The sequence below is a fragment of the Mucilaginibacter lutimaris genome (assembly GCF_042676625.1).
Classification (GTDB): domain Bacteria; phylum Bacteroidota; class Bacteroidia; order Sphingobacteriales; family Sphingobacteriaceae; genus Mucilaginibacter; species Mucilaginibacter lutimaris.
The window spans coordinates 1376368-1401001 of sequence record NZ_JBHTIA010000003.1 but is presented as its reverse complement, the minus strand read 5'-3'; the positions used below and the strand labels follow the sequence as shown (position 1 = coordinate 1401001).

Here is a 24634-nt window from a genome sequence, read left to right as displayed (position 1 = left end):
TTTAGCTTGAGATTAAAATAATTTCCTATTAAGACTTTTTTGGGTTGTCGAACGAACCCAAGGCTGCTTATTTAGACCTTTTCAAATGAATAATGTAACCGGATCGGCCGAAAATATTCCTACCTCAGTTCAGTTTCCCGTTGTTGGGATCGGCGCGTCAGCAGGAGGCTTGGAAGCGATCAGAGAATTTGTTCAGGCTATCCCCGAAAAATCCGGTATGGCCTATGTCTTTGTGCAGCATCTTAACCCCGAACACCCCAGCGCCCTTGCCGAGATCGTAGGCAAACTGGCAAAAATTCCGGTTAAGTCAATTACCGACGACATTGATCTGGACACCGATCATTTCTACATCGTACCTGAAAATAAGATCGTGACAACTGTTGACGGTAAACTCAAACTTTCCCCGCTCGATAAAGAGCGGCATACTGTGAAAGTGATCGACCTTTTCTTTTCTTCACTGGCGGTCGTACACCAGAGCTTTGCAGTCGGCGTTGTGCTATCCGGGACGCTTAACGACGGCACACTGGGTTTACAAGTAATCAAAGCCTATGGCGGTATTACCTTCGCGCAGGATGAAGTTTCAGCCACCTACACGGGCATGCCAAAAAACGCTGTTAACAGCGGCGCGGTCGATTTTATCATGGCTCCGGCGCAGATCGTCCAACAATTACTCACGATCAATAATCCATTCCACACCGACGCTACACTAGCGGTATCCGAAAGCACCACCAATCAAAAAGACGAAGATATCTATAAGCAATTGCTGACCGTGTTGCGGGTTCGCAAAAACGTTGATTTCGGTTATTATAAATCCAGCACCCTTAAAAGGCGAATCATGCGGCGGATGGCTTTAAACAATATCGAAAAGCCCGCCGAATACCTGATTTTTCTGCGCGAGAATCGCAGGGAACAGGATGACCTGTATAACGACATGCTCATCTCGGTCACGAGTTTTTTCCGCGACCCGGCAAGTTTCAAATTCCTGTCCGACACCATCATTCCAAGTATTTTAGAGCATAAAAACGAAACCGATTCCCTGCGTATCTGGGTAGCCGGCTGCGCGACGGGAGAAGAAGCCTATTCCCTGGCCATCGCTGTTCAGGAAAACCTGGGTGAAAAGACTGCGGACTATAAAATACAGATCTTCGCGACAGACATTTCTGAGATCGCGATCGCCAAGGCGCGGACGGGTATCTACAGCGCCTCCGATGTCGATGGCATATCAGCTGCCCGCCTGCAGCAATATTTCAGCAAAATAGACGGAAGTTATCATGTCAGTAATCCATCCGGGAAATGTGTGTTTTCGCGCATCATAACTTTTTAAAAGACCCGCCATTTTCAAAAGTCGATCTCGTCAGCTGCCGCAATGTGATGATCTATCTCGAACCGGTATTACAAAAAAGGGCGCTGAACACTTTTCATTATGCGCTTAACGATCAGGGTATACTGGTCCTCGGAAAATCAGAGACCATCGGTCAAAACCCCGATCTGTTCGTTCCCTATACTAAAAAAGAACGGATCTACCTCCGTGCAGGAGAACGCGGGCGGTTCATGCCGGTCACGACCATTAAGCTGGAACAGGACCTGAAGATCATCGACCGGTCGGTACAGAAAGATGATGCTAAAAGCGATATTTTTAAAACAGCCGACGAACTGGTTTTAGCCCGGTATGCCCCCGCCGGCGTACTGGTCAACGAAAATTTTGACATTATCCAGTTCCGGGGGAACACGGAAAACTGGCTGACGCTGACACCCGGAAAAGCAAGCCTGAACGTGATCAAAATGGCCCGTGAAGGATTAGCTTTTGAAATACGAAGTTTACTCCAGCAGGTTAAAAAGACCAGTCAGCCCGCAAAAAAAGAACAGATCAGTTTTTTCGCCGGTACTGGTCAGCACTTCGTCCATGTAGACGTATCCCAGTTACACCATCCTGCGGGGCATTACTACCTGATCCTTTTTCAACATGCACCGCCCGTTATTTCACCGGCGATAGCCACGAGAAGAAAAAAATCTGGCATAGATCCAAAGGATCTGCGCATCGAACAGTTAGAGAAAGAACTGATCCAAATCCGGGCGGACATGCGCATGATCACCGAAGAACAGGAAGTGGTGAACGAGGAATTGCAAAGCGCGAATATGGAACTACTCTCCAGCAGTGAGGAGCTGCAAAGCGTTAACGAAGAACTCGAAACATCCAAGGAAGAGCTGCAAAGCACGAACGAAGAGATCGTGATCGTCAACAACGAATTGCAGGACCGCAATGAACAACTCAACGCCGGGAGGCTCTACACGGAAAGTATCATGAATACGATCCGCGACCCGCTGATCCTCCTGGATAAAAACCTGATCGTTAAAAGGGCCACGTACGCTTTTTATAAAAAATTCCGGGTATCCGAAAAAGACACCGAAGGCCAGTACTTTTACGACCTGGGCGAAGGCCAGTGGAACATCCCCGCGCTGCGCGACCTGCTGGAAAAAGTCCTGCCGCAAAAGAAAATGGTGGTTGATTTTGAGGTTGACCATGTTTTCCCGGACATCGGCCACCGCGTTATGCTTCTGAATACGCAAAAACTGGAAATGAGCCGGAGCGAACAATTTATCATCTTAGCCATAGAAGATATCACAGATAAAAGGAAGGTCGAACAAGGATTGGCTGAAGTAGAACGGCTTTTCCAGGAAAGTAAGGAGCGTTTGCGCCTATCTATCGATGTTGCCGGACTGGGCATCTGGGACTATAACCCGGTTACAGAAGAGCTGATCATGGATAACCGTTGTAAAGAGCTCATTGGTATTCGTCCCGAGAACCAGATTACTTATAAGCAGTTTATCGATATGATCCATTCCGACGATAAGCCTCATGTTGAAACAGTACTCAGGCATACCCTGGCCGGTGATCATAACGGCGAATTTGAACACGAGTTCCGGACCTTTACGGCCAAGGGCGAATTGTTGAAGTGGATCAGGTTTAAGGCAAAAGCCTATTTTAATGCTGCTGGAAATGCGGTACGGTTCGTCGGCACCGCGCTCGATATTACTGCTCAAAAAAATCAGGAAGAAGCCACGGAAAACCTGCTGAAAAGAAAGGATGAGTTTATCAGTATTGCCAGCCACGAGCTCAAAACGCCGGTAACAGTTTTGAAGGCTTCCCTGCAGATCCTGGAAAGGATGAAGGAGAATCCTTCGGCAAATGTGCTTCCAAAGATGATCAGCCAGGCCAGCCGGAGTATGGATAAGATCACTACCCTGATCGAAGACCTGCTCAATGCCAGCAAGATCAATCTCGGCCAGTTGCAGCTTAAAAAAGCAAAATTTAACATCGCGGGGCTGATCGAGGAAAGTTGCGCCCATGTGCACCTGAATGGTTTACAAACGATAAAAACCGAAGGCCAAACCGACCTGGAGCTTTACGCCGATGCTGACCGTATAGAGCAGGTGATCGTCAATTTCGTCAATAATGCCATCAAATACGCCCCCGGGTCTAAGGAAATTTTAATCACGGTGGGGCAAAAAGATCAATTGATAAAAATTTCAGTAACTGATAAAGGCCCTGGTGTTGCCCCCGAAAAGATCCCCCACTTGTTTGAGCGTTACTACCAGGCTGAGGGAACCCAGCCCCAGTCATCCGGCCTGGGATTAGGCCTTTACATTTGCTCTGAGATCATCAAAAGACATGGCGGCGAGATCGGCGTAGACAGTGAAATTGGCAAGGGAAGCACCTTTTGGTTTACCTTACCGGCTTTGTGAGGGTAACAAGCGAAATACTCCTATATTGTTTTAGTTTGGCCGCCATGCTTAAAGTAGTATGCGGAACAGCCATTAATCTTTCTTTACGGATCAGGTTTCCCGTTTCGCGGCATATCCCGTAAGTTTTGTTCCCTATTCTGACCAAAGCCATTTCTAACTGATCAATGAATTTTCGTTGCCGGCCTGCCAATTGATTCATAGATTCTCTTTCGAGCGTCGCAGCTCCATCTTCCAATGTTTGATGTGTTCCTCCTGTATCATCCGTTCCATTCGTATTAGATGCGCTGATCGTTGTTGACAATATATTATATTCTTCCTGTGCAATGGCTATTTTCTGTTCGATGATAGTCTTAAATTCTTCTAATTCAGCGTCTGAATACCTTGTTTTCGTTTTAACTTCACTCATACTAATTATAACGGTGCAACTATTTAAAAAGTCTTCATGCTGAAGTCGGCTCTCATTTGAACCATGACTTAATTTTTTCGGCCAGTGGCTTTTCTTTTTTTCCTTCGTCACCATTACCTATCAGGTAACCATATGGTTTTAATGGTTCAATATGATCGCAAACGATCTTGACCATCCCCAAAACCGGGATAGCCAGCACCATGCCGCCCACACCCCATACCGCTTCCCCCAATACCAAAACCATAATCGTAAAAAGCGGGTTTACATCCACGTCCTTGCCAACGACCAGCGGCTGCAAGATATAGCTTTGTATGAACTGCACTAGGCCATAAGTAATTAGTACACTAATTACCATACTGCTTCCGCCGCCCTGTGCTAAAGCCATCAACACGGTAAGGCCGGTGCCGGTGATATTGCCTACAAAAGGGATGATTTCCAGTGTTCCGCAAAGTATAGCAAAGAATATCGCATTATTTACGCCAATAACGGAAAAGCCTATGCTGTACATGATCCAAAGGCAAAAGATCATTTTGGCCAATCCGGAAACGTAGTTCTGTGCCACTTCTGTTGTTTGCGAGATGATATGTTTCGTATTGGCCTGGTCTTCCGGCTTTACCAATTTTAATATGAATTTTTTAAAATGTGCCCTTGAATTAATAAAGAGGAAGACATAGATCAACATCAAAATTGTTGTGGTCAATGAACCCAATAAAGTTGCTGCAAATCCCGCGGCATAAGTTGCTGCACTTCCAGCCCCGGAAGTTCCTTGCTTCTTGAGCATTTGATCCTGCTGCTGCTTTGATACACCAAAGCTGTCGTTGATATAATTTTGTACCTGCCCAAGGTATTTGTTGAATTGCTGTTCGATCTGATCCAGGTTCGCCTGCAAATTAGAAACCCGCCAGCTTACCAGGAAAACGAACCCGGCAACCATCAGGATAAGGGTCAATACACAGATAACCGCGGCAACCGTACGGTTCACGCCTTTTTTCTCCATCCATCTGCTAAAGGGCAGGAAAAGCATGGCCAAAATCCCTGCCAGTGCAACGGGCGTTAAAAAGCCGGCCGAAAAATAAAGGCCGCCAAAGATCAGGAACATTAATAACAGCGTTTGCACACTGCGGGGAAGGAAATCATTTACTTTATTCATCGCTAACTATTATAGCCATTCCAGGCTTTGAGGAAGGTCAAGCCGCGCAACTCCGATCCGGTTGTCGGCCATCCCATAATAAACATCATAACGGTCAGGCATGCCAATGTCGGTCCGCTGGTCGATACCGGTAGGGAATACAACATCAGCGATAACACCTACTTTTTCTTCAGGAAGCGTTGGCGTCAATATCGGCTCAAATGATCTGAACGCAATATCATAAGGATCTTCTGCTGATAAAAACATTACGCCTGCAGAATAAACCAATTGTTGTTTTTCAGGTGTAGATCGCTCAGCTGCATGAACACCGTGATATAAAAACATCCAGCCGAACTTTGTTCTTACTGGCGGTGTCCGGAACCTATCTTTACTTTTTCCCAATCAAACACGGGCACAGCCAGCGGGCGGTGTGAGGTGAATTCTGCCGGGTTCCATTTTTCGCTTTCCTGCCTATCCGGATGAATATGGCAATAGGACAGCCAGATACTTTCATGATGTTTATCAACCACTTCATCCCATGGATGCGCAGCTTTTTCCTCCGGCGAAGTGCCCGGAAAAAGCGGGCGATGCAGCATGCCTAAAGCTCGATGCCTATGAGGGCTCGGTATCTGCAATGGAAAAACGCAGGCGTCCTTGTTATTTACGTTATCAAAATCAATATTTTCATAAGGCTTATAGTGCACTAAGCCTAAACGCTCCCAATGGAAGAGGTCTTTGGATTGAGCCATCGCTATCCTTGGGCCATCAGGCGAGAATGCGGTATAGGTCATGATATAGCGTTCTAACGGCTCCACATAAGTTACACGGGCATCCTCACAACCGCCGCCGCCATCAGGTCGTTTTTCGTAATCCGCTTCCGGTTCGAGGGCGATACCAAGGCGCTCTACACCCTTTGGATTTCCCTCTTTATCAAACAGGGCTTTAACGATCCCTATTCTTGAATAATTATCTTTGGTGGCCATACGCGGGAACAAATACAAGTTTCCATCTTTTCCCCGTGCGGCGGCCGGGTTTAATACACCGCCTGCCTCCATGGGATTGTTCATATCAGGCTCCATAATGGTATCCAGGCGTTTTAATTGTAATGCTTCCATATTATTTCTGGCAAGTGATGATCGTTTGAATGATGATTTTAGTATCCTCCGGGTCACGCACCTGAATGCAATCTGCACCGGTTGTTTTGGCCGGATAATCATTACCGCCTTCAAAAAGCGCATCGCCTATAAAAAGCATTTCCGCGATACTGATCTTAAGCACTTCTTCCAGCTTATGCATCCCGTATGCTTTATCGATACCGGGCTTGGTAACATCAATAGAAGTAGCACCACCCAGATTGACCGCAAATTCGGGTATCATCTTTTCCAACAGCGACTTGATCCTTTTTCTCTTTTTAAAATCAGGGTCCCAGGCTTTCTTGGGTTCCAGCGGAGCTTTTTGGCCTAAGGCCGAAAAAGTGATCTGGCTGTCACGGTCTTCGATCTGTTTGCCCCATGTCTTTTCTGCTTTGAACCCGGATTCTTCGACAGCTTTTTTTAACGAATCTTCTATTTTTTGTTTTTGTTCACCGGTGAAGTTTTCTGCGTAAAGCTTTTTCCAATCACCATTCTCATAGCGATAGAATTTGGTGCCACAGGTAGGCAAAATAGATAATTTTTTGAGGTCGCTGCCTTTCGGCAAGTGAGCGATCACCTGCTTTTCGAACTGCGGCCAGGCACCGCCCGATATGATAGCTACCCGGGCAACTTCAAGAAGGTCGTGGAATAATTTTGCCATATCTTTATCAATAGCTGCTTTACTCTCCGCAAGCGTCCCGTCCAGATCGAATACAATTAATTTTTTCATAGGATATATTTATGAGGGAATGCCAACCTCCAGTATTTCTATAAGCCCATTGGGTATAATTTGGCAAGCACCCATTTGTGCAGGTAATAGGAATACATTCCCCTTTTTTATCTGGCAGTTTTCATTACTCTCGATCTGCCCATTTCCGCTCACGCACACTAAAACTCTTGGCTCATCAGCGCCGCCAACCGTGAAAGCTTCTTTTTCGCTGTGTTTCCAAACAGTGAAGTAATCGGAGCTTAAAACAACGGGTGGCTGAGATGGAGATGGTTCTACAGGACCTATATTTATCTGATCATAGTCTATACAAGCCAAAGCTTGTTCTACTTGTAAAGGTCGTGGCTTTCCGGTTTTTTTATCCGTCCGGTTCCAGTCAGAAAGCCGGAAGGTGATATCGCTGTTTTCCTGCACTTCGAACACAACTACCCCTTTTAGGGTATGGATTGTGCCTGCTTTTATAAATATGCTGTCACCGTTCTTTGGCTTAAAACTGTGCAAATGTTCTGCTACATTATGCTTATCCAGCGATTTTTTCAAAGATTGGGGTGTAGTGCCTACTGTTAGTCCGGCATAGATCAGGCTGTCATCCTGCGTTTCCAACACCACCCAGCCCTCTGTTTTACCGTGTTCTCCTTTTGGAATATATTGCTTTTGCTCATCGGAAGGATGTACCTGGACGGATAAGACATCATTACAATCCAAAAATTTTAACAATAAGGGAAAACGATCAAAACGGTCTGCAAATTTTCCCATGATACCTTTTTCATCCTGCCGGAGCAACTGTAAAAGCGTTTTGCCTTTTAGTGTGCCGTCCGCTACCACACTGGCATGTTCATCACGGTCACTTAACAACCATGCCTCACCAATCGGGCCATCGGGTAATTTCTCAGTAAGAAGATGTTCTAACTTTCTTCCACCCCATAACCGGTATTGATAAATGGGTGGAAACCGGAGTGGATAATAGGTTATATCTTCCATGACGTAGTGAGTAAGTTATTTTTTGCTGTTTGTGATCTTATCGTTCACCTTATTAAGCATTCCAGTTAATATTTGTTCAGTCTCCTTTTCCGGACCGGAAGATAGCAACTGTGAGATCATTGATTTCAAAGTGTTTTGTATGTAACGGTCATCGCTGCCATAATCCCATATGGGTAATATGCATTCGGTGAATAATTCGCTATAACTTCTGCCGGCCAAATAAATACAAGCCCGGCCGTCCTTATTTTTTATTTCTAATTCAGGATGATGATTTAACCTGTACTCAAAAAGATCTGCCAGGGCATGAAGGCTCAACACTGCCGTCTGGGGGTCGTTAATGCCGGGACTTAAGGCTTTTAGTGCCACTTCTGTTAGCTGATGAAAACCATAATAAAAATTTTGGTCGATAGACTGCCCTGTGTAAAAATCCAGCGATAGTAGCAGGTCTTCGCTATCTTCTTTTTTCAGTAAAGCGTTTGCGTAAAACACTGCTACCGGTTGACCTTTTAAGAGAAAAGTACCCGGGGGATGCAGCAGTTTAACTAAACCATTATGCTGTGCTGTAAATTCAACTAATTGCTTTTTGTCAATACCCTGGTAATATGCGGAAGAATTGGTGACCATAACCTGGCCACCGGATAATGGTAGATCGGTATTTGATTGATCGTTCACCGCACACGCATTTTTGAGTGCATTAAAGGTCTGCTTGTGCACGCGCGAAATGATCGTCTCGAATTTGACGGATTGTGTTACATAATGCAGGAAATAAATGAACATAAAAATGTCTGCAATGGTAACCATTAATAGCAGGTATATACTCAAAGCGGGGACGTAAATACCGGATTCGATATCTCTGATGGTACTTAACAGGAATAGCGCATAAACAATCGTTCCGATATAAAATCCTAATACGATTTGCTGAAACCGGTTCCCGATCATACTTTCCAGCATGCGGTTGCTCATTTGCGATGCCGCCTGGTTCAACAGGATCATCACCATCGAAAAGCTAAATACCATCAGCGAAATGATGCCGCCTGCAATGGTGGACACAATTGTCCGCGCAGTGCTGGCGTCCTTCAGTCTTACCCAACTATAACTTGCCTTTATATGCTTGCCGGCATCCGAAAAATCCAGTTCAAGCATCAGCCAGGACAAGAATAAAAAACCAATTGCGATCAGGGCTGGATAAAAAGCTATGCTGTTTACAGTCTTATTGTAAACAGCCCTTAATGATTTAGAGATCCGGCTGGTCATGATCAGGGATTAACACCGGGTTTCATAGCGTAGATACTGTCCACTACAAAATGGCTTACTCCGCGCCATGGCAATGTGTGCAGATATTCTTTGTAATGCAGTTGCAAAAAGCCACCGGCATGATGATTTAGAGTATCAGCCAGCCGGGAATCAGTCACTGAAAACATAAATTCATTGGAGGCGATCATCCCAGGCTGCTGCGTCTTAACACCGGATTGTATCAGTCGGCCCTCATGTGTTTTAAAAACATATCCCTTCTCTACAAAGTAATTAAGCTGGCCGGCCTTAACGCCCTCTCCGAATACGAAGTAGTAGCGGTAATAGATCAGCGATGCCAGGCCGAGAAAAAGGACGGTACCTCCAATGATCAAGGTTTTCCTGATCAATGGCCTGTTCCCGGAGGATCTTTTGGAAGTCGGCGTTATAATATCTTTGTTGTCTTTCATTTTGAGTTATTTAATTTCAATGTCTACCCCGGACATACGCCCGGAATAAACTATTGAAAAAGCATCTTTAAGCGTTTATACCTTTAATAGGGTTGGAAAAATAAAATCCTCCAATATATTATGATGTGCCCTGGAAACGTGGTTTTTGAATGCTCGCATACTTTTATGCATTACCGTCTTGTATATTTTGCCGAGCTTCAGAAGTATATTGTCAGCATCCGATAAAAAATCTTTTAAGTTTTTATCCCGTTCAGTTTTGCTTTTGGGAAGAGACTTGTCAAGCTCTTTCCAGTTTTGTTCAAATAATTCTTCCGAGCGTTTATAAAAATCACCAAGTACCGGATCGGCTGTATAGGTCTTCGTATGTTCAAATGCTATTGCTGTATTTTTCTCCTGATCGTCTGTTGTGCCGTCCGCATTAGCAGCCAATAAAGAAATATATACGGGAAACTTTAAAAGTTTCTGCTGGTCTGTGGAAGATAACTTGTCGTAAGTGGTCATAGTTTATATTTTTAGGCGCCGAGTGATAAATTGAAAACGATGCGGGCCCCATCCGGCGTCACACATTCAAAACGGACAATACCATTGCTGGCCGTCTTAAAAGCATTAGCCATATCACTGGTGCTATTGATACGGCGGCCGTTTATACTTAAAATAATTGCCCCTCTCTGAATTCCGATCTGGGCAAAAAGCCCTTCAGGGTCAACGCCGGTAACGGCCAAACCCGTGGCCATATGGTAATGTTGTTTAAAGGCATCGCTTAGTGGGGCAAATGTGGCACCAAGCTTTGATGCTAAAGCAGGGGAGTTAGGATTTTTGTCAGGCTCAGGGGTAGCATCCTGGGCTTTAAGGGTTACTTCTGCTTTAATCGCCTCGTTGCCCCGCTTAATCGACAGAGACAATTTATCGCCGGGATTATGCCTGGCGATCCGTTCAGATAATTCTACGGAAGAACCGATCTTCGCGTCATCGATCTGTTGTATGATGTCGCCGGGTTTTAAGCCACCTGTGGCCGCTGCACTGCCTTGCTGTACACCCGTCACATAAGCGCCCTGAATGCTGCCGGGTTTAATGCCCTGGCGGATCAGGAACTGATCTTCTGTTGCGGGTGATGGGAAACTAACACCCAACAATCCACGTTTAACCATTCCAAATTTGATCAGGTCATTGACGATCTTTTTGGCCAGGTTTACCGGTATAGCAAATCCGTAGCCTTCATAGCTCCCGGTTTGTGAGGCAATAGCGGCATTGATACCGATCAATTGGCCGCTGGTATTGACGAGCGCGCCACCGCTATTACCCGGATTGATCGCTGCATCGGTCTGGATATAAGCCTCTACCGCCGAACTCATGGCTGAGGTAGTTGCCGGCTGTCCGTTCTCCGGTTTACCGATAATGCCTATGCTTCGTTCCTTCGCGCTTACTATACCTGCGGTAACGGTTGTATTAAGCGAAAAAGGATATCCTGCGGCTAACACCCACTCGCCGATCTGCACATCATCAGAGTTTCCTATTCCAATCGCTTTAAGATCATTTGTATTAATTCTGATTACTGCCAGGTCTGTGTTTGGATCACGGCCAACGAGTTTCGCCGGGAAAATACGTTTGTCAGTTAATATCACCTCTATTTCGGTAGCACCTTCAACTACATGGTTATTCGTTACGATATAACCATCTTTGCTAAAAACTACGCCCGAACCGGATGCCATTACCTGGGCAGCCGGTTGCCGTGAACCATAATAAGGATCGTATTGATTATTGTCGTCAGCTGTTCTGTTAAGTTTTACTTTAATGTGCACAATGGATTGAGTAACCAGTGCGGCCGCCTGGGTAAATTCCGGCGTATTAGATGGTGCACGACCTCCTTCAGGTGTTTTAGCGAAGTAAATCGATTGTGCGGCTGTATCCGCGGGATCTGCTGCAACCGAATTGGAAGACCCCATGATCTTAAAAGTAGTAAAACTGACCAGGGCAGCCACCACGGCGGTAACGGCAATTAGTCCAAACTTGTTCATATCATATTGGTTATTTAATGGCTCATTTTTTCTAAAGCTGTTGTCAAAACTTTCTTTATCTTTTCAATAGCCGAATTAACAGCACTCTCAACCGTTTCCGAATTAGCAGTCACTGACAAAGGTTCACGGCCTTCCAATCGGGCTTCTAAAAGGCAGCGTTTGTCATCCGGACCGCTTTTCCCGGCGTTATCATCGCTCAGGTGAAGCTCAATTCGGGTAATATGGTTTTCAAAGCGGCCGAGCGCGTTCGTTATTTTATTCTCCAGGAATGCTTGCAGGCGTTCATTGCCTTCAATGTTATGGTCTGTATTGATCTGTATCTTCATTTTATGTAGTTTAATTCATTTTAGATAATAGCTCAGCTGAACGTTGGAAAAATTGTTTCACCTTACTTTTCTGATCCAGTGTCATAACATCCGGATCGATCTGTTGTGCTGCTTCCGAAACTGCTGCTACCTCAGCTGCGAGCGTAGGGTACTTGGCTTTCTGCAGGTTATTTAGCGCCTCAATTAAAATGTCAGCGGCTTTACGGATGTTGTCCGCATGGGTGATCGCCAACGGATCGCGCGTGATCTTATCGGCATCTGTCTCCGCTTCGTTCAAATTTGCCTTAACCACATAATCTGTAGCACGTGCCATAGCGCTGACCGCCCTGGAAAGTTTAATCAATGCCGTATTGGAATATTCGTGATCCAGGCTCATTTTATTAGATCCATCGCTTACATAGCTAATGAAGTCCGTCACCGTTGTGTCGTTTTCATGTCGGTTGATCAGATCGGTTTGCTGTGCGCTCAAATCAATTGTTTTATTTCCTTTAAAACGGTTGACGTAAAGGAAATAGGCCACGAAAGCCATGATTACTATTACCAATAGTACCCAAGCAAATGGGAATAATTTATTTTTATGTTCAGTCATGAAGTTTATTGTCAATTGGTTTTTGAAAAATCTCAGCATCAAGTGCAGTCCATTTAGCATGAATAGCCTTCTCCTCCTGTGCGTTGCGGGGGACCAGTGCCAGCATTATTTTGCCGTTTTTTAAACCTTGTGTGATCAATTCTGATTGTGGCTCAGGTGCTCCAGGAGACAATAATTTCCCAATGATTCCACCTGTCAGGCCACCGGCACCTGCTCCTAAAAGGCCAGCGGCCAGCGGCCCCATCACCACCAGGCCCAATCCCGGAATTAAAAGGTTGCTACCGAGTGCTCCTATCGTAAACGCGATGCTACCGAGCAAGCCACCTGTTATGCCGCCATCTATGGTTCCGTCGTATTTTTGATCCAATGCTGTCTCAGGAGTTCCTATCTGCATCTCCGCTGCTTGCAGCTTATCACGGGTTGTACTGGCCATAGCCACATTGACCTCTTCCGGCTTATAGCCCATAGCGAGTAGTTCGCTGTAAGCTTTTTCCGCTTTACTCATTTCAGTAAAAAGGCCGGAAAGGAAATATTGCTTGTCATTGTCCATGGCTACTTATCTTAATTCTTTCCTTTTGTGGTGAGAATAACCATACTACCGGGATACTGGATATTAGCGTCATTTTCGGCAGTAATGAAAACGCGTTCCGGCTTAAAGGAACTGACTGTATTCAATTCCCCTTCTAAAACACTGGAGAAAAAACCACTGCTGCTTTTAAGCTGGCCGATATTTTTTGTGCCATTGTTCGCGGTCACCATCCACACAACATATAGTTCGCGTTTGGGTTGCAGTCGGCCTGGTTCTGCTAAATGCGTTACCTTAACATGGATAGCATAGTTGTTATTATTGTCTTTATTGACCTTTGCATAGCCCTCGGCAGCCGGCACTACTGAAGATGTATTAAATGAGAGTTTTCTAGAACAAGATGTTAAAGCAATTGATAAAGCAATGCTTATTAAGGTGACAAAACGGATGGAATGTTTCATTGGATTGTTTAATAGAAGTTATAAATAGACTAAGAATAGCTATACTTCTATAGAAACCCTTTATTATATTACATTAACTATTCCTATTTGTTTCCGTTAATAATATTTCACTTTATTTAACAATTTAGCTTTTTGGGAAATTTTACAAAACATAATGCCTTTCCCTTTGTAATAAAAATACCCTCTCTCTTAGCGACCTTGATTTGAATGGTCAAAAATGTCGCTTTCCCAGCAGGCTAAATCTTAATAAAACCCTATATGAAAAAGTTAAGCGTCATACTGATCGCACTTGGAATCGTATTAATAATTTGTGGAAATGTTTTTTACGGACACACCCAAAATGCAGTCGACACCGGAGGTTCTGCATCAATTACAACTTTTAATGGCGCATGGTCAGTAAAAATACCCGCCTATTTTGGGGGTGTTATGCTGTTGTTTGGTTCTATTTTTCTTTATATTTCAATAGATCCGCAGGAGCAGACGAAGGGCGTAGTACGGTAAAAAATAAGTAATTATAATTGTATTTATTGGATACGGTGAAAGATCATGCTTTTACCGATCCATTTAAAATGCCAGTAGCCCCGTACTTTAAGCAACCCTTGTTGATCAATGGACGCTGAGGCATTCCATTCCTTACCATGTTTGGAATCATAAACCATTCCATTTTCCCAGGTTCCTTTTTCGGAATTATATTTAAGCCCCCGCAAAATGCTCATGTCCAAAATAGTTCTGTTGCGCAATTTCGGATCAGGATTTTTTTTATCCATCCAATAATTCATCGGCTTACCTTCGGTATCACTGAACCATATGATCTTGGCTTTAAAGTCATTGTTTTCCGTGTAAACCAGTATCCGCAATGTTTTAGCCTGGTTCTCCCATTTACCACAAATGCGTTCACTTGCAGGTGCAGGCTGAGAATAAGCTTGTGGTGCGGCCAGCTTGATAAAAATGAATGAGGCAAAAAGTGTTTTAAATAGAACTGGCATATATAAACAGACCTTGCCCTTATTTAAAGGTTTAATTTAAGCGTTAACCGGTTAGCCGCTTGAACCGGGACGTTAACAAATCCCCTTTCCGGAATATTTCTTACAAACAGTACCGCTACCTCCGCATTCCGTATCATCCGCTGTGTGAAGTTCCCCAAAAAGAATTCCTTAAAATTTCGTTTGGTATTTCCTTCAATAACGACAAGCTGCGCTTTTTCATCCTTAGATATTCCGATAATGTCTGTTGCGGAACGTATACTATAAACCGACTTCCTGATTACGGATCCCGAAAAGCTTTTTGCCCTTCGTTTGACACTCTCCGAAATATCTCTTACCGAACTTAGAAAGTTGAGATCCTGCTGCTTTATTATCCCAACTATGGATAAGGCTGCATTATTTTTTTCAATAAGGGAGCGGGACATTTTTAGCTTTGCAATTGGATTTTCCTGGCTTAAAACAGGAAAAACTACTCTTTTAAAATCATTTATTTCCGTTCCCGCCGGAACCGTTAGTACATGGCTGCTCGTGTTTTGCAATATCTTATAGGCCAGGCTGTCATTTAGGTAAGATCGCTCTGCTATATCAGGGTCTGTCCCTAAAACAATTACATCAATATTTAATTCAGCTGATTTTTCTGAGATCACTTTTGATCGGTAACCTGTTTCTACATGAAGGAAGCAATTAATTTGGTGCGTGTAAAAAATAGATTGAACAACTTTTTCAAGTAGCAGTTTATCCTTTTCCAATACCTCTTCTAGCATTGGCTCCAGGGCAGCCATCTGGCCCATTTTGGGATAATAGTCCATAATATCCTGGGTGTATAATAAATGCAGTTGCGCGTTGTGCCGTTTAGCCATTTGAATGGCGGTATTCAGGGCATTCAGAGAGGTATCGGAAAGGTCAATGGGTATAAGTATTCTTTTTATTAAAGTAATCATAGCGATGCTGTATTAATGAATTTACAAATGCAGCTGACAGATCGGTCAGCCAATGAAGTAGGCTTAATATACGGAAATTATTCCAAATCCGCAATTAAAACACAGAATTAACCCAAATTATTCAGAAATTTCTTTAAATATCGATCATGGCTACTGTTTTCGGTCTTGCAGCATATCCGTCAGCGGTATGCCGCCTTTGATACCGAAATCCATTGTCCGAATTGGAAAGGGAATCATGATGTCGTTTTCATCATAAGCTTTTTTGATCCTTATGATTGCCTGGCTTTTCACTTCCAGAAAGTTGATCTGCTCTGTAGTGCAAACCCAAAGCCTGATCACATAGTTGATGGAACTATCGCCAAACTCTGTATAAAACATGGTGATCTCATCTTCCTTTGATAGGCCTTCTATCCCACTTACTGCTTCAATTGTTACTTCCTTGACTTTTTCCAGGTCATCCCCGTACGATACCCCAACCGCAAGGTCCATTCTCCGTTTGCCTAATAAAGTATAGTTTTCTATCGGATTCTGAAATACATCTTTGTTTGGGATAATTACCATTTGCCCCTGGTATGTTCGGATAACGGTATCGCGTAAGTTGATCTCTTCTACCTTACCCATATACTCTTTGATCTTGACAATGTCGCCAACAGATAACGGGCTGCGTATGGAAAGGAAAATGCCCGACATGAAATTGGCTGCTATATCCTGGAATGCGAAAGCTAATGCCAAACCTAATATACCCGCGCCGGCAAGAATGGACGTAACCGCCTTGTCCAACTTTAATACGCTTAGGGCGATAAAGATCACAATGCCCAATAGAAATATATAGATAAGGGAACTGAAAAGATTGTCCAGTGTCTCGTTATGAATAAATCGCCGTATCAATTTCTTCAATCCGTTTTTTACAGATTTTGCAATAAAAAAGCCTACGACAAGTATCAGTGCGGCAAGGGCTATGTTCGGCAAAAGCCTGATCAGGTCTTTTGCCCAAAGGGTCAATTTATCAACGATAAGCTGATAGGCATTATTAATATCCATTGTATTTGTAATTACATAATGAGCCGGACACCGCCAAGCTCGGAAACGTGGTAAGGGAACTTATTACTCGGGGAACCTATGAACATGAAATTTTTAGGGATACTCCATTCCTTAGACAGCCGGTCTATGATCTCGGGGCCAAAATGCCCTGCGATCTCCACATAGTCAATATCGATCTCCGGGTAAGCACGGTCCAGCACTTCAATATCCTTTTTAAGGCTTGCGTTATTACTTTCGGTGTTTGCAATGTGGACTATCTTCAGCCGCTTGGTCGCTTCATTGTCTTCTACATACATCATTACACGGTTGAGGATAGATACATTATCCCCCCGCGTAAAAAAGACCAGTTCCTGCGACTTTATTTTTACCAGTGCGCGGTGCAAGCGGACGTTGCTTAAGATAAATTTGCGAACCGGCTCTCCAAGGTAGGTGACAGAATAGATGAGGTACCGGATCACCCGCGCACGGTTCAGCATAATGATTATAAACAGCATAGCAGGTATGAGGTATTTGATAAATACATAGAACGATAAGACATTCAGTTCCATGTTGCCTACAAAGGCTGCAATGATGAAGAATATGGCAATTACCACAGATATTACCGGCGCATTCTCCATCCTGGGCAATTTGCTCCTTTTAGCCTTTAGGAGTAAATTCCCGACGCCGAATAGCGCCATTACCAGCAAAAAGGAAAATGTGTAAACCCCCGCCAGGTTGGCCAGGTTACCTTTGGTGACTAATAAAATAGATACGCAAAGCAGGAAGAACCCGATCACGATGCGGTAGTTAACACCTCTGCGGTTCTTTGCCAGGAAAAAATTGGGCAAGATCCTGTCCAGCGTAATACGTTCGGCCAGCCCGGTAACGCCTACGTAGGACGTTAGCACAGCGCCGCTTAATACCAAAACCGCGTCAATAGAAATGATATAGCTTAGCCACCCGCCGCCGGCAGTTTGTCCCATGAAGGAAAGCAATGATTCCTGGTGGTTATTAATAGAAGGTATAGGAATAATGCATAGCGCCAGTAGCGCTATTGCCGGGTTGAAGAAACTGACTACCCGCCACATATTGCGAAGCGTTTTAGGAAACACCCCTTTCTTTTGCTCTTCTACAAAGTTGGCCGAGCTTTCAAAGCCGGATATACCCAACATAGCCGCCGAAAACCCAAGGAATAAGGCCGTTAAAAGCCCGCCGGATGTTACCGGCATATGCCAGTTTGCCTGAAAAATAGTTAAGCCATTATTGAAAAGGAACCAGCAGCAGGTTAACACCAGCAGGCTAAGGGATGCTAAATGCGTGATAAAAATGATGACGGCCACAATAGCTGATTCGCCCATGCCGATGATCGCCAGCATCATAAAAATGAGCAGGATCATGATGGTAGCCGGAATAAGCGGAAGAGAACGTACAATATCGTGGAAATAGAACATGGCTTCGTAAGCCGAGATCACAGCGGTTGCCATGTAGGATAATATGGTGAGGCAGGCTGCAAAGGATGCCGTCCTTTTTGAGGCCGTGTTGAGCAGCACATTATAAGCACCGCCATTCAGCGGTAATGCGCCAACCACCTCGCCGTAGATCTTTCGGAAAAGAAACAACACCAATGCAACGATCAACAGCGAGATCCATGCATACTGCCCGGCGTAAGCGATGGTCAAAGCCGAAACATACAAACAGGAAGAACTGATATCGTTGCCGCAGATGGATGTTGCCTGTAATTCATTTAGCTTCGGGTGGGCAACATCTTCTTTTTTCATTAGGTGGCTTTATTGTACTATTAGTTTCAGCGAGGGTGATTGGTACCGCTGTTGCAACCAATGCTGTAATTTTACAACATCAGCTTTGCGTAATGGTTTGCTAAATCGCGCCAAAGCGATCCTTTGGCTGTCAACCCGGAGGGAATCGGAGGTGCGGATAGCCAGTTTAGTTACTCCAAAAGTTTTTAATGCAGGATAAAGAACTTTCATTTCCTGAATGACCACGCTGTCTAAAGCGACTGTTTTTTTGGGTATTAGCCGAACCGTATCAGTCCTGGTGCTGTTGTTATATACATCCTCCAAAATACTCGCCTTTATTTGTGACAGGTCCAACTGATGCCGGGCATCTAAACCCTGGCGGATGGTTAAAGTAACATGGCGCAGCCGGTATTTATCCATGCGATGCTTTAAAGAATCGATCGTTGGTTTATCTAATATGTCGCCGATCAAAAGCAGGTCAATGCTTTTCTTTTCCCCATCATATTTAAATGATTTGGAAACGACCTGCGTATTGTCAAAATGGAATTGTTCTTCCACAAATTTCCGGGCGTTACTTTCAAAAATACTTCGGTTTACAATACGGTAAGCCATGTAAATGCTGGGCAGGAGCGTGATCACAACGATCAGTATTACCCACCTGGTAACTTTCTTCTCTGCACCTGGTGTTTCGAAAATTTTTTTATGCATTTTCAGGTACCTTGCCATTAAAAATGTAGCAATAACAATAAAAACGCTATTGATAAAGTAAAGGTAGACCGCGCCAAAAAAGAACGGCCAGTTGCCCATTGCCAAGCCGAAACCTGCGGTGCATAAGGGTGGCATTAATGCCGTTGCAATAGCTACACCGGGTATGACATTGTTTTTTTCTTTCCTGGAGGCGGCTACCATACCCGCCATGCCGCCAAAGAAAGCGATAAACACATCCCAGGTCGAAGGTGATGTCCGCGCCAGCAATTCAGACTGCGCCTCGTGTAATGGCGTGATCGAAAAGTAAATAGTAGAAGTGATGATAGCGATGATCGTTGCGACAAATAAATTCTTTCCGCCCTTTTTAACCAATTCCAGATCGTTGATGCCAATGCCTAAGCCGATCCCCATAACCGGGCCCATGATCGGCGAGATCAGCATGGCACCGATAATAACCGCTGTAGAATTGACATTCAGCCCAATCGAAGCTATGAAGATCGCAAAGATGAGCGCCCAAAGGTTTGCACCACGGAAATCCACATTTTTGCGAATAGCATTTATGATATCCGACTCTTCGGCTTTGTCCTCCTGCAAGTTGAACCGGTGGGTAAGGATGTATCGTATACGGTGTAATAGAGCACTCATAGTTTACTTTTGAGTTTTTACCTGCAACTTTTGTGCAAGTTTACCAATAGTCAGTCCCTGTACCAATATGGAAAACACGACGATGATATAAGTGATGAGCACAAATTCGTCCCGGTGCATTTTCGCACTTAGGGAAAGGGCAAGCGCAACTGAAATGCCTCCCCGAAGGCCGCCCCAGGTCAGGATCGCTATGGCATTGTTCTCAAATTTGATCTTATAGCGTAATAAAAGTACAGGAAAGATCACGGAGATCCAGCGCGCCAATAACACGATAAGGATGGATATTGCCCCGATCAGCATTACTGTTGAGTTGATCTTGATTATGAGCATTTCCAATCCAATGAACAGAAAAAGTACGGCGTTCAATATTTCATCTACCAAGTGCCAGAATTTCCCTAAGTAATCGCGGGTTTCATCGGACATGCCTTCGGCTTTGGCTTTATTCCCGGTTATTATACCTGCAACAACCATCGCCAACGGGCCGGATACATGTAAATGAGAGGCCAACGTATATCCCCCCATTACAATGGCCAGGGTGATCAAAACCTCAACCTTATATTCGTCTATCGAGCGAAGCGCCATGAACCCTAAATAACCAAGTATAGCTCCAAAAACCAGCCCGCCGACTGCTTCCTGTAAAAAGAGCTTACCAATTTCCACAATGGAAAATGCACCGTCCGCAGAACGTGCGATCTGCGCGATGCTGATAAAGATCACCACAGCCACACCATCATTAAAAAGAGACTCGCCTGCGATCTTAACTTCCAGGGATTCCGGTATTTTAGCTTGTTTCAAAATACCCATCACAGCTATAGGGTCGGTCGGTGAGATCAGCGATCCAAAAAGCAGGCAATAAATAAACGGAATTGGCATGCCGAAAAATCCGAATAGTAACCAGGTCATTCCGCCTACTAAGAAAGTGGAAACCAATATCCCTATTGTAGCCAGCAACAAAACCGGCCAGCGTTCAGCCTTTAATTTGCCGGCATCTATATGTATAGCCCCGGCAAAAAGCAGGAAACTCAGCATAAAATTCATCAAAACATCCTGGAAGTCGACAGAATTGGCTAATTGGACAGCTTTTTCGGAAAGCAGCGATTTCGAATTACCCAGCAACACCAGCCCCACTGAACAAATGAGCGATAACGCCATGATGCCGATGGTTGGTGGCCACTTGACCACCCGATGATTGATGTAGGCGAAAAGTGCGGCTAAAACAATAGTAATAGAAATGATTTCCTGGGTATTCATTAAGGAAGGGGAATTTGGTGTTGATCGACTATTGTATGTTATTAACTTGTGTGTTGGACAATCGGAACAGCTGCCCAATGGCTTCGGTTTATAAATTCTACGCAAAGCGGTTAGAATCGATTGCTCTTTTGCATCCGTAAGATCTGAAAGATCAGCACAATAAAATTAACAACGATCAATACGATCCCTAAATTTCTATCCATTACACGGTATTGCTTATTATTAAGCAATATTGATGGTAATTGTTTAGTGGTTGAGCATATCTGCTACTTAAAATCTCCCGGCCGGCCTAGGATCTTAAAATAACCGGCAACTATTGCTGAATTATATCGCTTAATCCCGTCGTCGCCTATAAATGAGTGGGTCGACGCTTTGCCCTCGACGTAGATCAGCCTACCCTTGGTTACAACACGGCTTGCCATATCTGCTATATTTCCCTTCAGCATTATCGTATGGATGTCTACCTGATCGCTTTTTTTTCCGTTTTTCAAAAAAGGTGTTTTGATTCTGAGTTGAAAGGACATTAATTTTTGATCTCTATCGCCTACCCAATCCGGTTCGTTGTCTAAATATCCTATAAGAATGACTTTGTTGATCCCAGCCATTTTAATCCAATACTATTTTTTGTTATCAGTTAACTTTTGCTCTTCAACCACAAATTTAGGTACTTCATAATCCTCTGGCAAATAATCGGAGGGTACTGTTGTGGCGTTACCGTCCCTTAGTGCTCTGTAATGAGGCGACATGATCTCCACACCGGCTTTATTGAAATGATCCTGAATATTGGCATGCAATGCCGAATAGATGACAGCTTGCCGGTTCGGTTCTTTGGTAAAAGCATTGATCCGGTAGCTAACATAATAATCATCCAGGCTGGTCTGTAAAACATAAGGTTTTGGTTCAGCTTCTATCATTGGTGTTGCCAGGGCCGAATCGATCAATAACTGGTGTACATCCCTCCAGGGAACATCGTAACCGATAGTAACAGTGGTATGAACGATCAGGCCATTTACAGGCGCGTCGCTGCTGTAGTTTATGGTATGGTTTCCCATCACAGTGGAGTTAGGAATGGAAATGATCTCGTTTTGAATGGTACGCACACGAGTGACTAAGATTGTTTTTTCAATTACGTCACCGGTAACTTCTCCGATCTTGACGCGGTCGCCTATTTTAAAGGCGCGCATATAAGTGAGCACTAATCCGGCTACTACGTTGCTCAATGCCCCGGCCGAACCGAAAGTGAACAGTACGCCCATAAACACCGACACACCCTTAAACACCCCTGAATCAGAACCTGGCAGGTAAGGGAAAATGACGATCAGCATAAAGGCAAGTACTAATACGCGGATGATCTGGTAAGTTGGATTTGCCCAGTCCGAGTAAAAGCCAGGCACATTAAGCTGGCCATGTTCTATCTCAGTAGTAATAAATTTAAAGAACTTTAAAACATACCTGAATACGACGATCAAAACCAAGATCGTCATCAGGTTAGGAATATAGGCCCAAATGGCATGTACAATTTTTTTTAACGGGCTGATCAGATAGTTAAGCAGCGTATCCGACACGTCTTTAGTAAATGGAAATATCCCGAATAGGATAGGCAGGGCCAGATAGATCACCAATAATATAACGGCCCATTTGACCAGCGTAAGCACTTTTTTTATGGCAGCAAGTTCATTCTCCGCATTCAGTAATTCATAATTTTTGAGGCGGATACCTTTATTGAACCATCCGGTTTGTTTCATTAGCCTGATCTGAAGCCAGTTGAACAGTTTGCGTATACCATAGATGAGCAAAACGGTAACAACAATCACCAAAAGCGCTAAAAAGCTTTCAAGCATGATGGTTTGCCAGCGTGTTTCCTGCTGGTGTGCTATTACTGCTATTCCTATTTTCGTCCTGATCGAATTGGCAAGTTGGTCCCGGCTGGTATTCTGCCATAATGCATCCTGATCGGATATCGATATCAGCAACTGGTCACGGAATAATATATCTGTAGTTTGCTCGGCTTTGGCCAGTTTTAATGAATCGGTTTTAAATGCAAAAATATCACTGAGTTTAGCAATTCGATTGCTAATTGCTTCTGCACGGTCCCGGGCGGTAAAGCTACCCTGACGGGTAAAGATATAAAAGAGCGTATCGCGAAAAGGGATAACCGGAAAGCCCTTTACAAAGGCACGTAGCGAATCGATCTGGCGCTTTTGGTTTACATATCGGAGTGAATCTTTCTGCCGTAAAGTTTCCAGTTTTTCCAGTAAATCTCTTTTTTGAAGATTGTCAGCGGTGGAAAGCTGTTTTTGTAAATCTGTCCGTTTGATCGAATCAGCCAGCCTTTCTTCAGAAAGTTGCTTTACTTTCTTTTGCTGCAATTCCAGTTGAATGGTCAACAGCGAGTCTTTTTTATGCTTCAGCGTATCTTGCTGGGCAACAACCGGCTGAATAAAAAAATAACAAAAAAGTAAACATAAGCACTGCTTCATAGATCGCTGGGTATTGAATAAATTTAAATGTAAGTAATTATATCAGGCCTTTGATATAATACCTACTCTAATTGTACCAAAAGGGTTATTCAAACATATCTAAGCCTGAACTGTAAGTTCTGTAAAGCTATTTTAAAAAAGCCCTGATATGAAGAATTTCAAAGTGTACCTGATGCTTTTATTGGGCATGGCCTTATTTGGCAGCGCAACGCCGCTGAGTAAACTGGTCTCCAAAGATTTTCCGGTATTTATTGCCGGAGGGTTGAGGGTTTTGCTTGCTTTTATTGTGCTTGCCCCGTTCATTAAACTTTCTAACATCAAAAAATATAAGGGGAAGGATGCCTGGCTGTTAGCTGGCATCAGTTTGGTTGGTGTATTGGGATTTACTGTGTTAATGCTCTATGGAATGCAAATGATCTCCGGCGTGACGGGTAGTGTGATCATGAGTGCTACGCCGGCACTTACCGCTTTATTGTCGGTGATTTTTTTTAAAGATAATTTTGACTGGAAAAAAGGAATGGCCATTGCGCTCGCTGTGGTTGGGGTCGTAATTATGCAATTGGGTAGCGGTGCGGAGGCACATGGAAAGAATGAAATACTGGGTATTGTGCTGGTTGTGGCGGCCATTTGCTGCGAAGCTGGATATACCTTAATGGGCAAGGCGCTAACTAAAGATTACCCGCCGGAGGACATTGCCACATTTTCTGCTATAGTTGGCTTCATCGGCTTTATTCCATTTATGATCTGGCAATTTCATGATCTATCATTTGGTGATGTCTCCATCCAAAGCTGGATTTACCTTATGTTATATGGAGCCGGTACAATGGGTCTGGGTTCGGTCCTTTGGTATAAGGGTATTCAACAAGTAGAGGGAAGTATGGCTGCAACATTCATGGGCGTAATGCCAATCAGTGCATTGGTCTTATCTTACGCACTATTAGGCGAGAAATTCAGATGGATTCATTTGATTGGTTTTGCGCTGGTGTTTTCTGGAGTGTTATTAATAATCAGCGTTCATAGGCAAATGAAGATGAAACGAATGTGAGTAACTTCAGAATTTTGAATAATCAGGTTAAATTTTTGCCGTTGTTCAGATTAGAAAAACATAGGCA

26 protein-coding genes are annotated in these 24634 nt (G+C 44.0%); 4 read left to right on the top strand and 22 right to left on the bottom strand.

Features of this window, described 5'->3' with window-relative positions; genetic code table 11:
• Window positions 1-85: 85 nt before the first annotated feature.
• Complete coding sequence (locus ACFQZI_RS07255; protein ID WP_377140426.1) at window positions 86-1324, top strand: chemotaxis protein CheB; 1239 nt, start codon at window positions 86-88, stop codon at window positions 1322-1324.
• Window positions 1294-3744 (top strand): ATP-binding protein, encoded by a 2451-nt coding sequence (locus ACFQZI_RS07250; RefSeq protein WP_377140424.1) that lies wholly within the window; start codon window positions 1294-1296, stop codon window positions 3742-3744. The genes ACFQZI_RS07255 and ACFQZI_RS07250 overlap by 31 nt, the downstream gene beginning before the upstream one ends.
• On the opposite strand, the gene ACFQZI_RS07245 is transcribed toward ACFQZI_RS07250, so the two are convergent.
• From ACFQZI_RS07245 to ACFQZI_RS07180, 14 genes are all read right to left on the bottom strand, one after another.
• A complete protein-coding gene (locus ACFQZI_RS07245) occupies window positions 3725-4150 on the bottom strand; it encodes a TraR/DksA family transcriptional regulator (protein ID WP_377140421.1) in 426 nt (141 codons plus the stop codon). The two genes, ACFQZI_RS07250 and ACFQZI_RS07245, sit on opposite strands and share 20 nt — an antisense overlap.
• Window positions 4151-4202: 52 nt before the next feature.
• Window positions 4203-5300, bottom strand: a complete 1098-nt coding sequence (locus ACFQZI_RS07240; protein ID WP_377140418.1) for an AI-2E family transporter — start codon at window positions 5298-5300, stop codon at window positions 4203-4205.
• Window positions 5301-5309: 9 nt separating this feature from the next.
• Window positions 5310-5624, bottom strand: a complete 315-nt coding sequence (locus tag ACFQZI_RS07235; RefSeq protein WP_377140415.1) for a glycoside hydrolase family 130 protein — start codon at window positions 5622-5624, stop codon at window positions 5310-5312.
• Window positions 5625-5641: 17 nt separating this feature from the next.
• On the bottom strand, window positions 5642-6394 hold the full coding sequence (locus tag ACFQZI_RS07230) for a glycoside hydrolase family 130 protein (protein WP_377140413.1): 753 nt from the start codon (window positions 6392-6394) through the stop codon (window positions 5642-5644).
• 1 nt (window position 6395) lies between these two features.
• The gene (locus ACFQZI_RS07225) at window positions 6396-7142 is read right to left on the bottom strand and encodes an HAD-IIB family hydrolase (RefSeq protein WP_377140410.1); all 747 of its coding nucleotides are present in this window, start codon (window positions 7140-7142) and stop codon (window positions 6396-6398) included.
• Between the two features lie 9 nt (window positions 7143-7151).
• Complete coding sequence (locus ACFQZI_RS07220; protein WP_377140407.1) at window positions 7152-8120, bottom strand: type I phosphomannose isomerase catalytic subunit; 969 nt, start codon at window positions 8118-8120, stop codon at window positions 7152-7154.
• A gap of 15 nt (window positions 8121-8135) precedes the next feature.
• Window positions 8136-9374 (bottom strand): DUF2254 domain-containing protein, encoded by a 1239-nt coding sequence (locus ACFQZI_RS07215; RefSeq protein ID WP_377140404.1) that lies wholly within the window; start codon window positions 9372-9374, stop codon window positions 8136-8138.
• 2 nt (window positions 9375-9376) lie between these two features.
• Entirely contained in the window at window positions 9377-9760 is a 384-nt protein-coding gene (locus tag ACFQZI_RS07210; RefSeq protein WP_377140401.1) for a hypothetical protein, read from the bottom strand.
• 135 nt (window positions 9761-9895) lie between these two features.
• Window positions 9896-10321, bottom strand: a complete 426-nt coding sequence (locus ACFQZI_RS07205; protein WP_377140398.1) for a hypothetical protein — start codon at window positions 10319-10321, stop codon at window positions 9896-9898.
• 11 nt (window positions 10322-10332) lie between these two features.
• Window positions 10333-11835: a trypsin-like peptidase domain-containing protein gene (locus ACFQZI_RS07200; RefSeq protein WP_377140395.1), complete on the bottom strand. Its 1503-nt coding sequence runs from the start codon at window positions 11833-11835 to the stop codon at window positions 10333-10335.
• 14 nt (window positions 11836-11849) lie between these two features.
• A complete protein-coding gene (locus tag ACFQZI_RS07195; RefSeq protein ID WP_377140392.1) occupies window positions 11850-12161 on the bottom strand; it encodes an HPF/RaiA family ribosome-associated protein in 312 nt (103 codons plus the stop codon).
• Window positions 12162-12171: 10 nt separating this feature from the next.
• Window positions 12172-12750 carry a hypothetical protein gene (locus ACFQZI_RS07190; RefSeq protein WP_377140389.1) on the bottom strand — a complete coding sequence of 193 codons (579 nt, stop codon included), beginning with the start codon at window positions 12748-12750 and terminating at the stop codon, window positions 12172-12174.
• Complete coding sequence (locus ACFQZI_RS07185; RefSeq protein ID WP_377140386.1) at window positions 12743-13300, bottom strand: hypothetical protein; 558 nt, start codon at window positions 13298-13300, stop codon at window positions 12743-12745. Before ACFQZI_RS07185 ends, ACFQZI_RS07190 begins: the two co-directional genes overlap by 8 nt.
• An 11-nt stretch (window positions 13301-13311) precedes the next feature.
• Complete coding sequence (locus ACFQZI_RS07180) at window positions 13312-13737, bottom strand: hypothetical protein (protein WP_377140383.1); 426 nt, start codon at window positions 13735-13737, stop codon at window positions 13312-13314.
• Between the two features lie 258 nt (window positions 13738-13995).
• Here ACFQZI_RS07180 and ACFQZI_RS07175 point away from each other — a divergent pair, with 258 nt between their 5' ends.
• A complete protein-coding gene (locus ACFQZI_RS07175; RefSeq protein WP_377140380.1) occupies window positions 13996-14238 on the top strand; it encodes a hypothetical protein in 243 nt (80 codons plus the stop codon).
• A gap of 23 nt (window positions 14239-14261) precedes the next feature.
• Here ACFQZI_RS07175 and ACFQZI_RS07170 read toward each other — a convergent pair whose 3' ends face one another.
• The 8 genes from ACFQZI_RS07170 to ACFQZI_RS07135 all read right to left on the bottom strand — a co-directional run bounded on the left by ACFQZI_RS07170 (window position 14262) and on the right by ACFQZI_RS07135 (window position 23522).
• Complete coding sequence (locus ACFQZI_RS07170) at window positions 14262-14723, bottom strand: DUF2147 domain-containing protein (protein ID WP_377140377.1); 462 nt, start codon at window positions 14721-14723, stop codon at window positions 14262-14264.
• A 23-nt stretch (window positions 14724-14746) separates the two neighbouring features.
• The gene (locus tag ACFQZI_RS07165; protein ID WP_377140375.1) at window positions 14747-15661 is read right to left on the bottom strand and encodes a universal stress protein; all 915 of its coding nucleotides are present in this window, start codon (window positions 15659-15661) and stop codon (window positions 14747-14749) included.
• 150 nt (window positions 15662-15811) lie between these two features.
• A complete protein-coding gene (locus tag ACFQZI_RS07160) occupies window positions 15812-16702 on the bottom strand; it encodes a mechanosensitive ion channel family protein (protein WP_377140372.1) in 891 nt (296 codons plus the stop codon).
• 11 nt (window positions 16703-16713) lie between these two features.
• Window positions 16714-18459, bottom strand: coding sequence for an APC family permease (locus ACFQZI_RS07155; RefSeq protein ID WP_377140369.1), 1746 nt, complete (start codon window positions 18457-18459; stop codon window positions 16714-16716).
• Between the two features lie 9 nt (window positions 18460-18468).
• The gene (locus tag ACFQZI_RS07150; protein ID WP_377140366.1) at window positions 18469-19791 is read right to left on the bottom strand and encodes a TIGR00341 family protein; all 1323 of its coding nucleotides are present in this window, start codon (window positions 19789-19791) and stop codon (window positions 18469-18471) included.
• 3 nt (window positions 19792-19794) lie between these two features.
• The gene (locus ACFQZI_RS07145; RefSeq protein ID WP_377140364.1) at window positions 19795-21042 is read right to left on the bottom strand and encodes a cation:proton antiporter; all 1248 of its coding nucleotides are present in this window, start codon (window positions 21040-21042) and stop codon (window positions 19795-19797) included.
• Window positions 21043-21308: 266 nt separating this feature from the next.
• Window positions 21309-21647, bottom strand: a complete 339-nt coding sequence (locus ACFQZI_RS07140) for a single-stranded DNA-binding protein (protein ID WP_377140361.1) — start codon at window positions 21645-21647, stop codon at window positions 21309-21311.
• A 12-nt stretch (window positions 21648-21659) separates the two neighbouring features.
• Window positions 21660-23522 carry a mechanosensitive ion channel family protein gene (locus ACFQZI_RS07135; protein ID WP_377140359.1) on the bottom strand — a complete coding sequence of 621 codons (1863 nt, stop codon included), beginning with the start codon at window positions 23520-23522 and terminating at the stop codon, window positions 21660-21662.
• Between the two features lie 148 nt (window positions 23523-23670).
• On the opposite strand from ACFQZI_RS07135, the gene ACFQZI_RS07130 reads away from it, so the two are divergent.
• Complete coding sequence (locus ACFQZI_RS07130; RefSeq protein WP_377140356.1) at window positions 23671-24567, top strand: DMT family transporter; 897 nt, start codon at window positions 23671-23673, stop codon at window positions 24565-24567.
• Window positions 24568-24634: the final 67 nt, after the last annotated feature.

Coding starts and splice junctions, on each gene's coding strand:
- ACFQZI_RS07255 (WP_377140426.1), top strand. CDS start 86: ATGAATAATGTAACCGGATCGGCCGAAAATATTCCTACCTCAGTTCAG.
- ACFQZI_RS07250 (WP_377140424.1), top strand. CDS start 1,294: ATGTGTGTTTTCGCGCATCATAACTTTTTAAAAGACCCGCCATTTTCA.
- ACFQZI_RS07245 (WP_377140421.1), bottom strand. CDS start 4,150: ATGAGTGAAGTTAAAACGAAAACAAGGTATTCAGACGCTGAATTAGAA.
- ACFQZI_RS07240 (WP_377140418.1), bottom strand. CDS start 5,300: ATGAATAAAGTAAATGATTTCCTTCCCCGCAGTGTGCAAACGCTGTTA.
- ACFQZI_RS07235 (WP_377140415.1), bottom strand. CDS start 5,624: ATGTTTTTATATCACGGTGTTCATGCAGCTGAGCGATCTACACCTGAA.
- ACFQZI_RS07230 (WP_377140413.1), bottom strand. CDS start 6,394: ATGGAAGCATTACAATTAAAACGCCTGGATACCATTATGGAGCCTGAT.
- ACFQZI_RS07225 (WP_377140410.1), bottom strand. CDS start 7,142: ATGAAAAAATTAATTGTATTCGATCTGGACGGGACGCTTGCGGAGAGT.
- ACFQZI_RS07220 (WP_377140407.1), bottom strand. CDS start 8,120: ATGGAAGATATAACCTATTATCCACTCCGGTTTCCACCCATTTATCAA.
- ACFQZI_RS07215 (WP_377140404.1), bottom strand. CDS start 9,374: ATGACCAGCCGGATCTCTAAATCATTAAGGGCTGTTTACAATAAGACT.
- ACFQZI_RS07205 (WP_377140398.1), bottom strand. CDS start 10,321: ATGACCACTTACGACAAGTTATCTTCCACAGACCAGCAGAAACTTTTA.
- ACFQZI_RS07200 (WP_377140395.1), bottom strand. CDS start 11,835: ATGAACAAGTTTGGACTAATTGCCGTTACCGCCGTGGTGGCTGCCCTG.
- ACFQZI_RS07195 (WP_377140392.1), bottom strand. CDS start 12,161: ATGAAGATACAGATCAATACAGACCATAACATTGAAGGCAATGAACGC.
- ACFQZI_RS07190 (WP_377140389.1), bottom strand. CDS start 12,750: ATGACTGAACATAAAAATAAATTATTCCCATTTGCTTGGGTACTATTG.
- ACFQZI_RS07185 (WP_377140386.1), bottom strand. CDS start 13,300: ATGGACAATGACAAGCAATATTTCCTTTCCGGCCTTTTTACTGAAATG.
- ACFQZI_RS07180 (WP_377140383.1), bottom strand. CDS start 13,737: ATGAAACATTCCATCCGTTTTGTCACCTTAATAAGCATTGCTTTATCA.
- ACFQZI_RS07175 (WP_377140380.1), top strand. CDS start 13,996: ATGAAAAAGTTAAGCGTCATACTGATCGCACTTGGAATCGTATTAATA.
- ACFQZI_RS07170 (WP_377140377.1), bottom strand. CDS start 14,723: ATGCCAGTTCTATTTAAAACACTTTTTGCCTCATTCATTTTTATCAAG.
- ACFQZI_RS07165 (WP_377140375.1), bottom strand. CDS start 15,661: ATGATTACTTTAATAAAAAGAATACTTATACCCATTGACCTTTCCGAT.
- ACFQZI_RS07160 (WP_377140372.1), bottom strand. CDS start 16,702: ATGGATATTAATAATGCCTATCAGCTTATCGTTGATAAATTGACCCTT.
- ACFQZI_RS07155 (WP_377140369.1), bottom strand. CDS start 18,459: ATGAAAAAAGAAGATGTTGCCCACCCGAAGCTAAATGAATTACAGGCA.
- ACFQZI_RS07150 (WP_377140366.1), bottom strand. CDS start 19,791: ATGAGTGCTCTATTACACCGTATACGATACATCCTTACCCACCGGTTC.
- ACFQZI_RS07145 (WP_377140364.1), bottom strand. CDS start 21,042: ATGAATACCCAGGAAATCATTTCTATTACTATTGTTTTAGCCGCACTT.
- ACFQZI_RS07140 (WP_377140361.1), bottom strand. CDS start 21,647: ATGGCTGGGATCAACAAAGTCATTCTTATAGGATATTTAGACAACGAA.
- ACFQZI_RS07135 (WP_377140359.1), bottom strand. CDS start 23,522: ATGAAGCAGTGCTTATGTTTACTTTTTTGTTATTTTTTTATTCAGCCG.
- ACFQZI_RS07130 (WP_377140356.1), top strand. CDS start 23,671: ATGAAGAATTTCAAAGTGTACCTGATGCTTTTATTGGGCATGGCCTTA.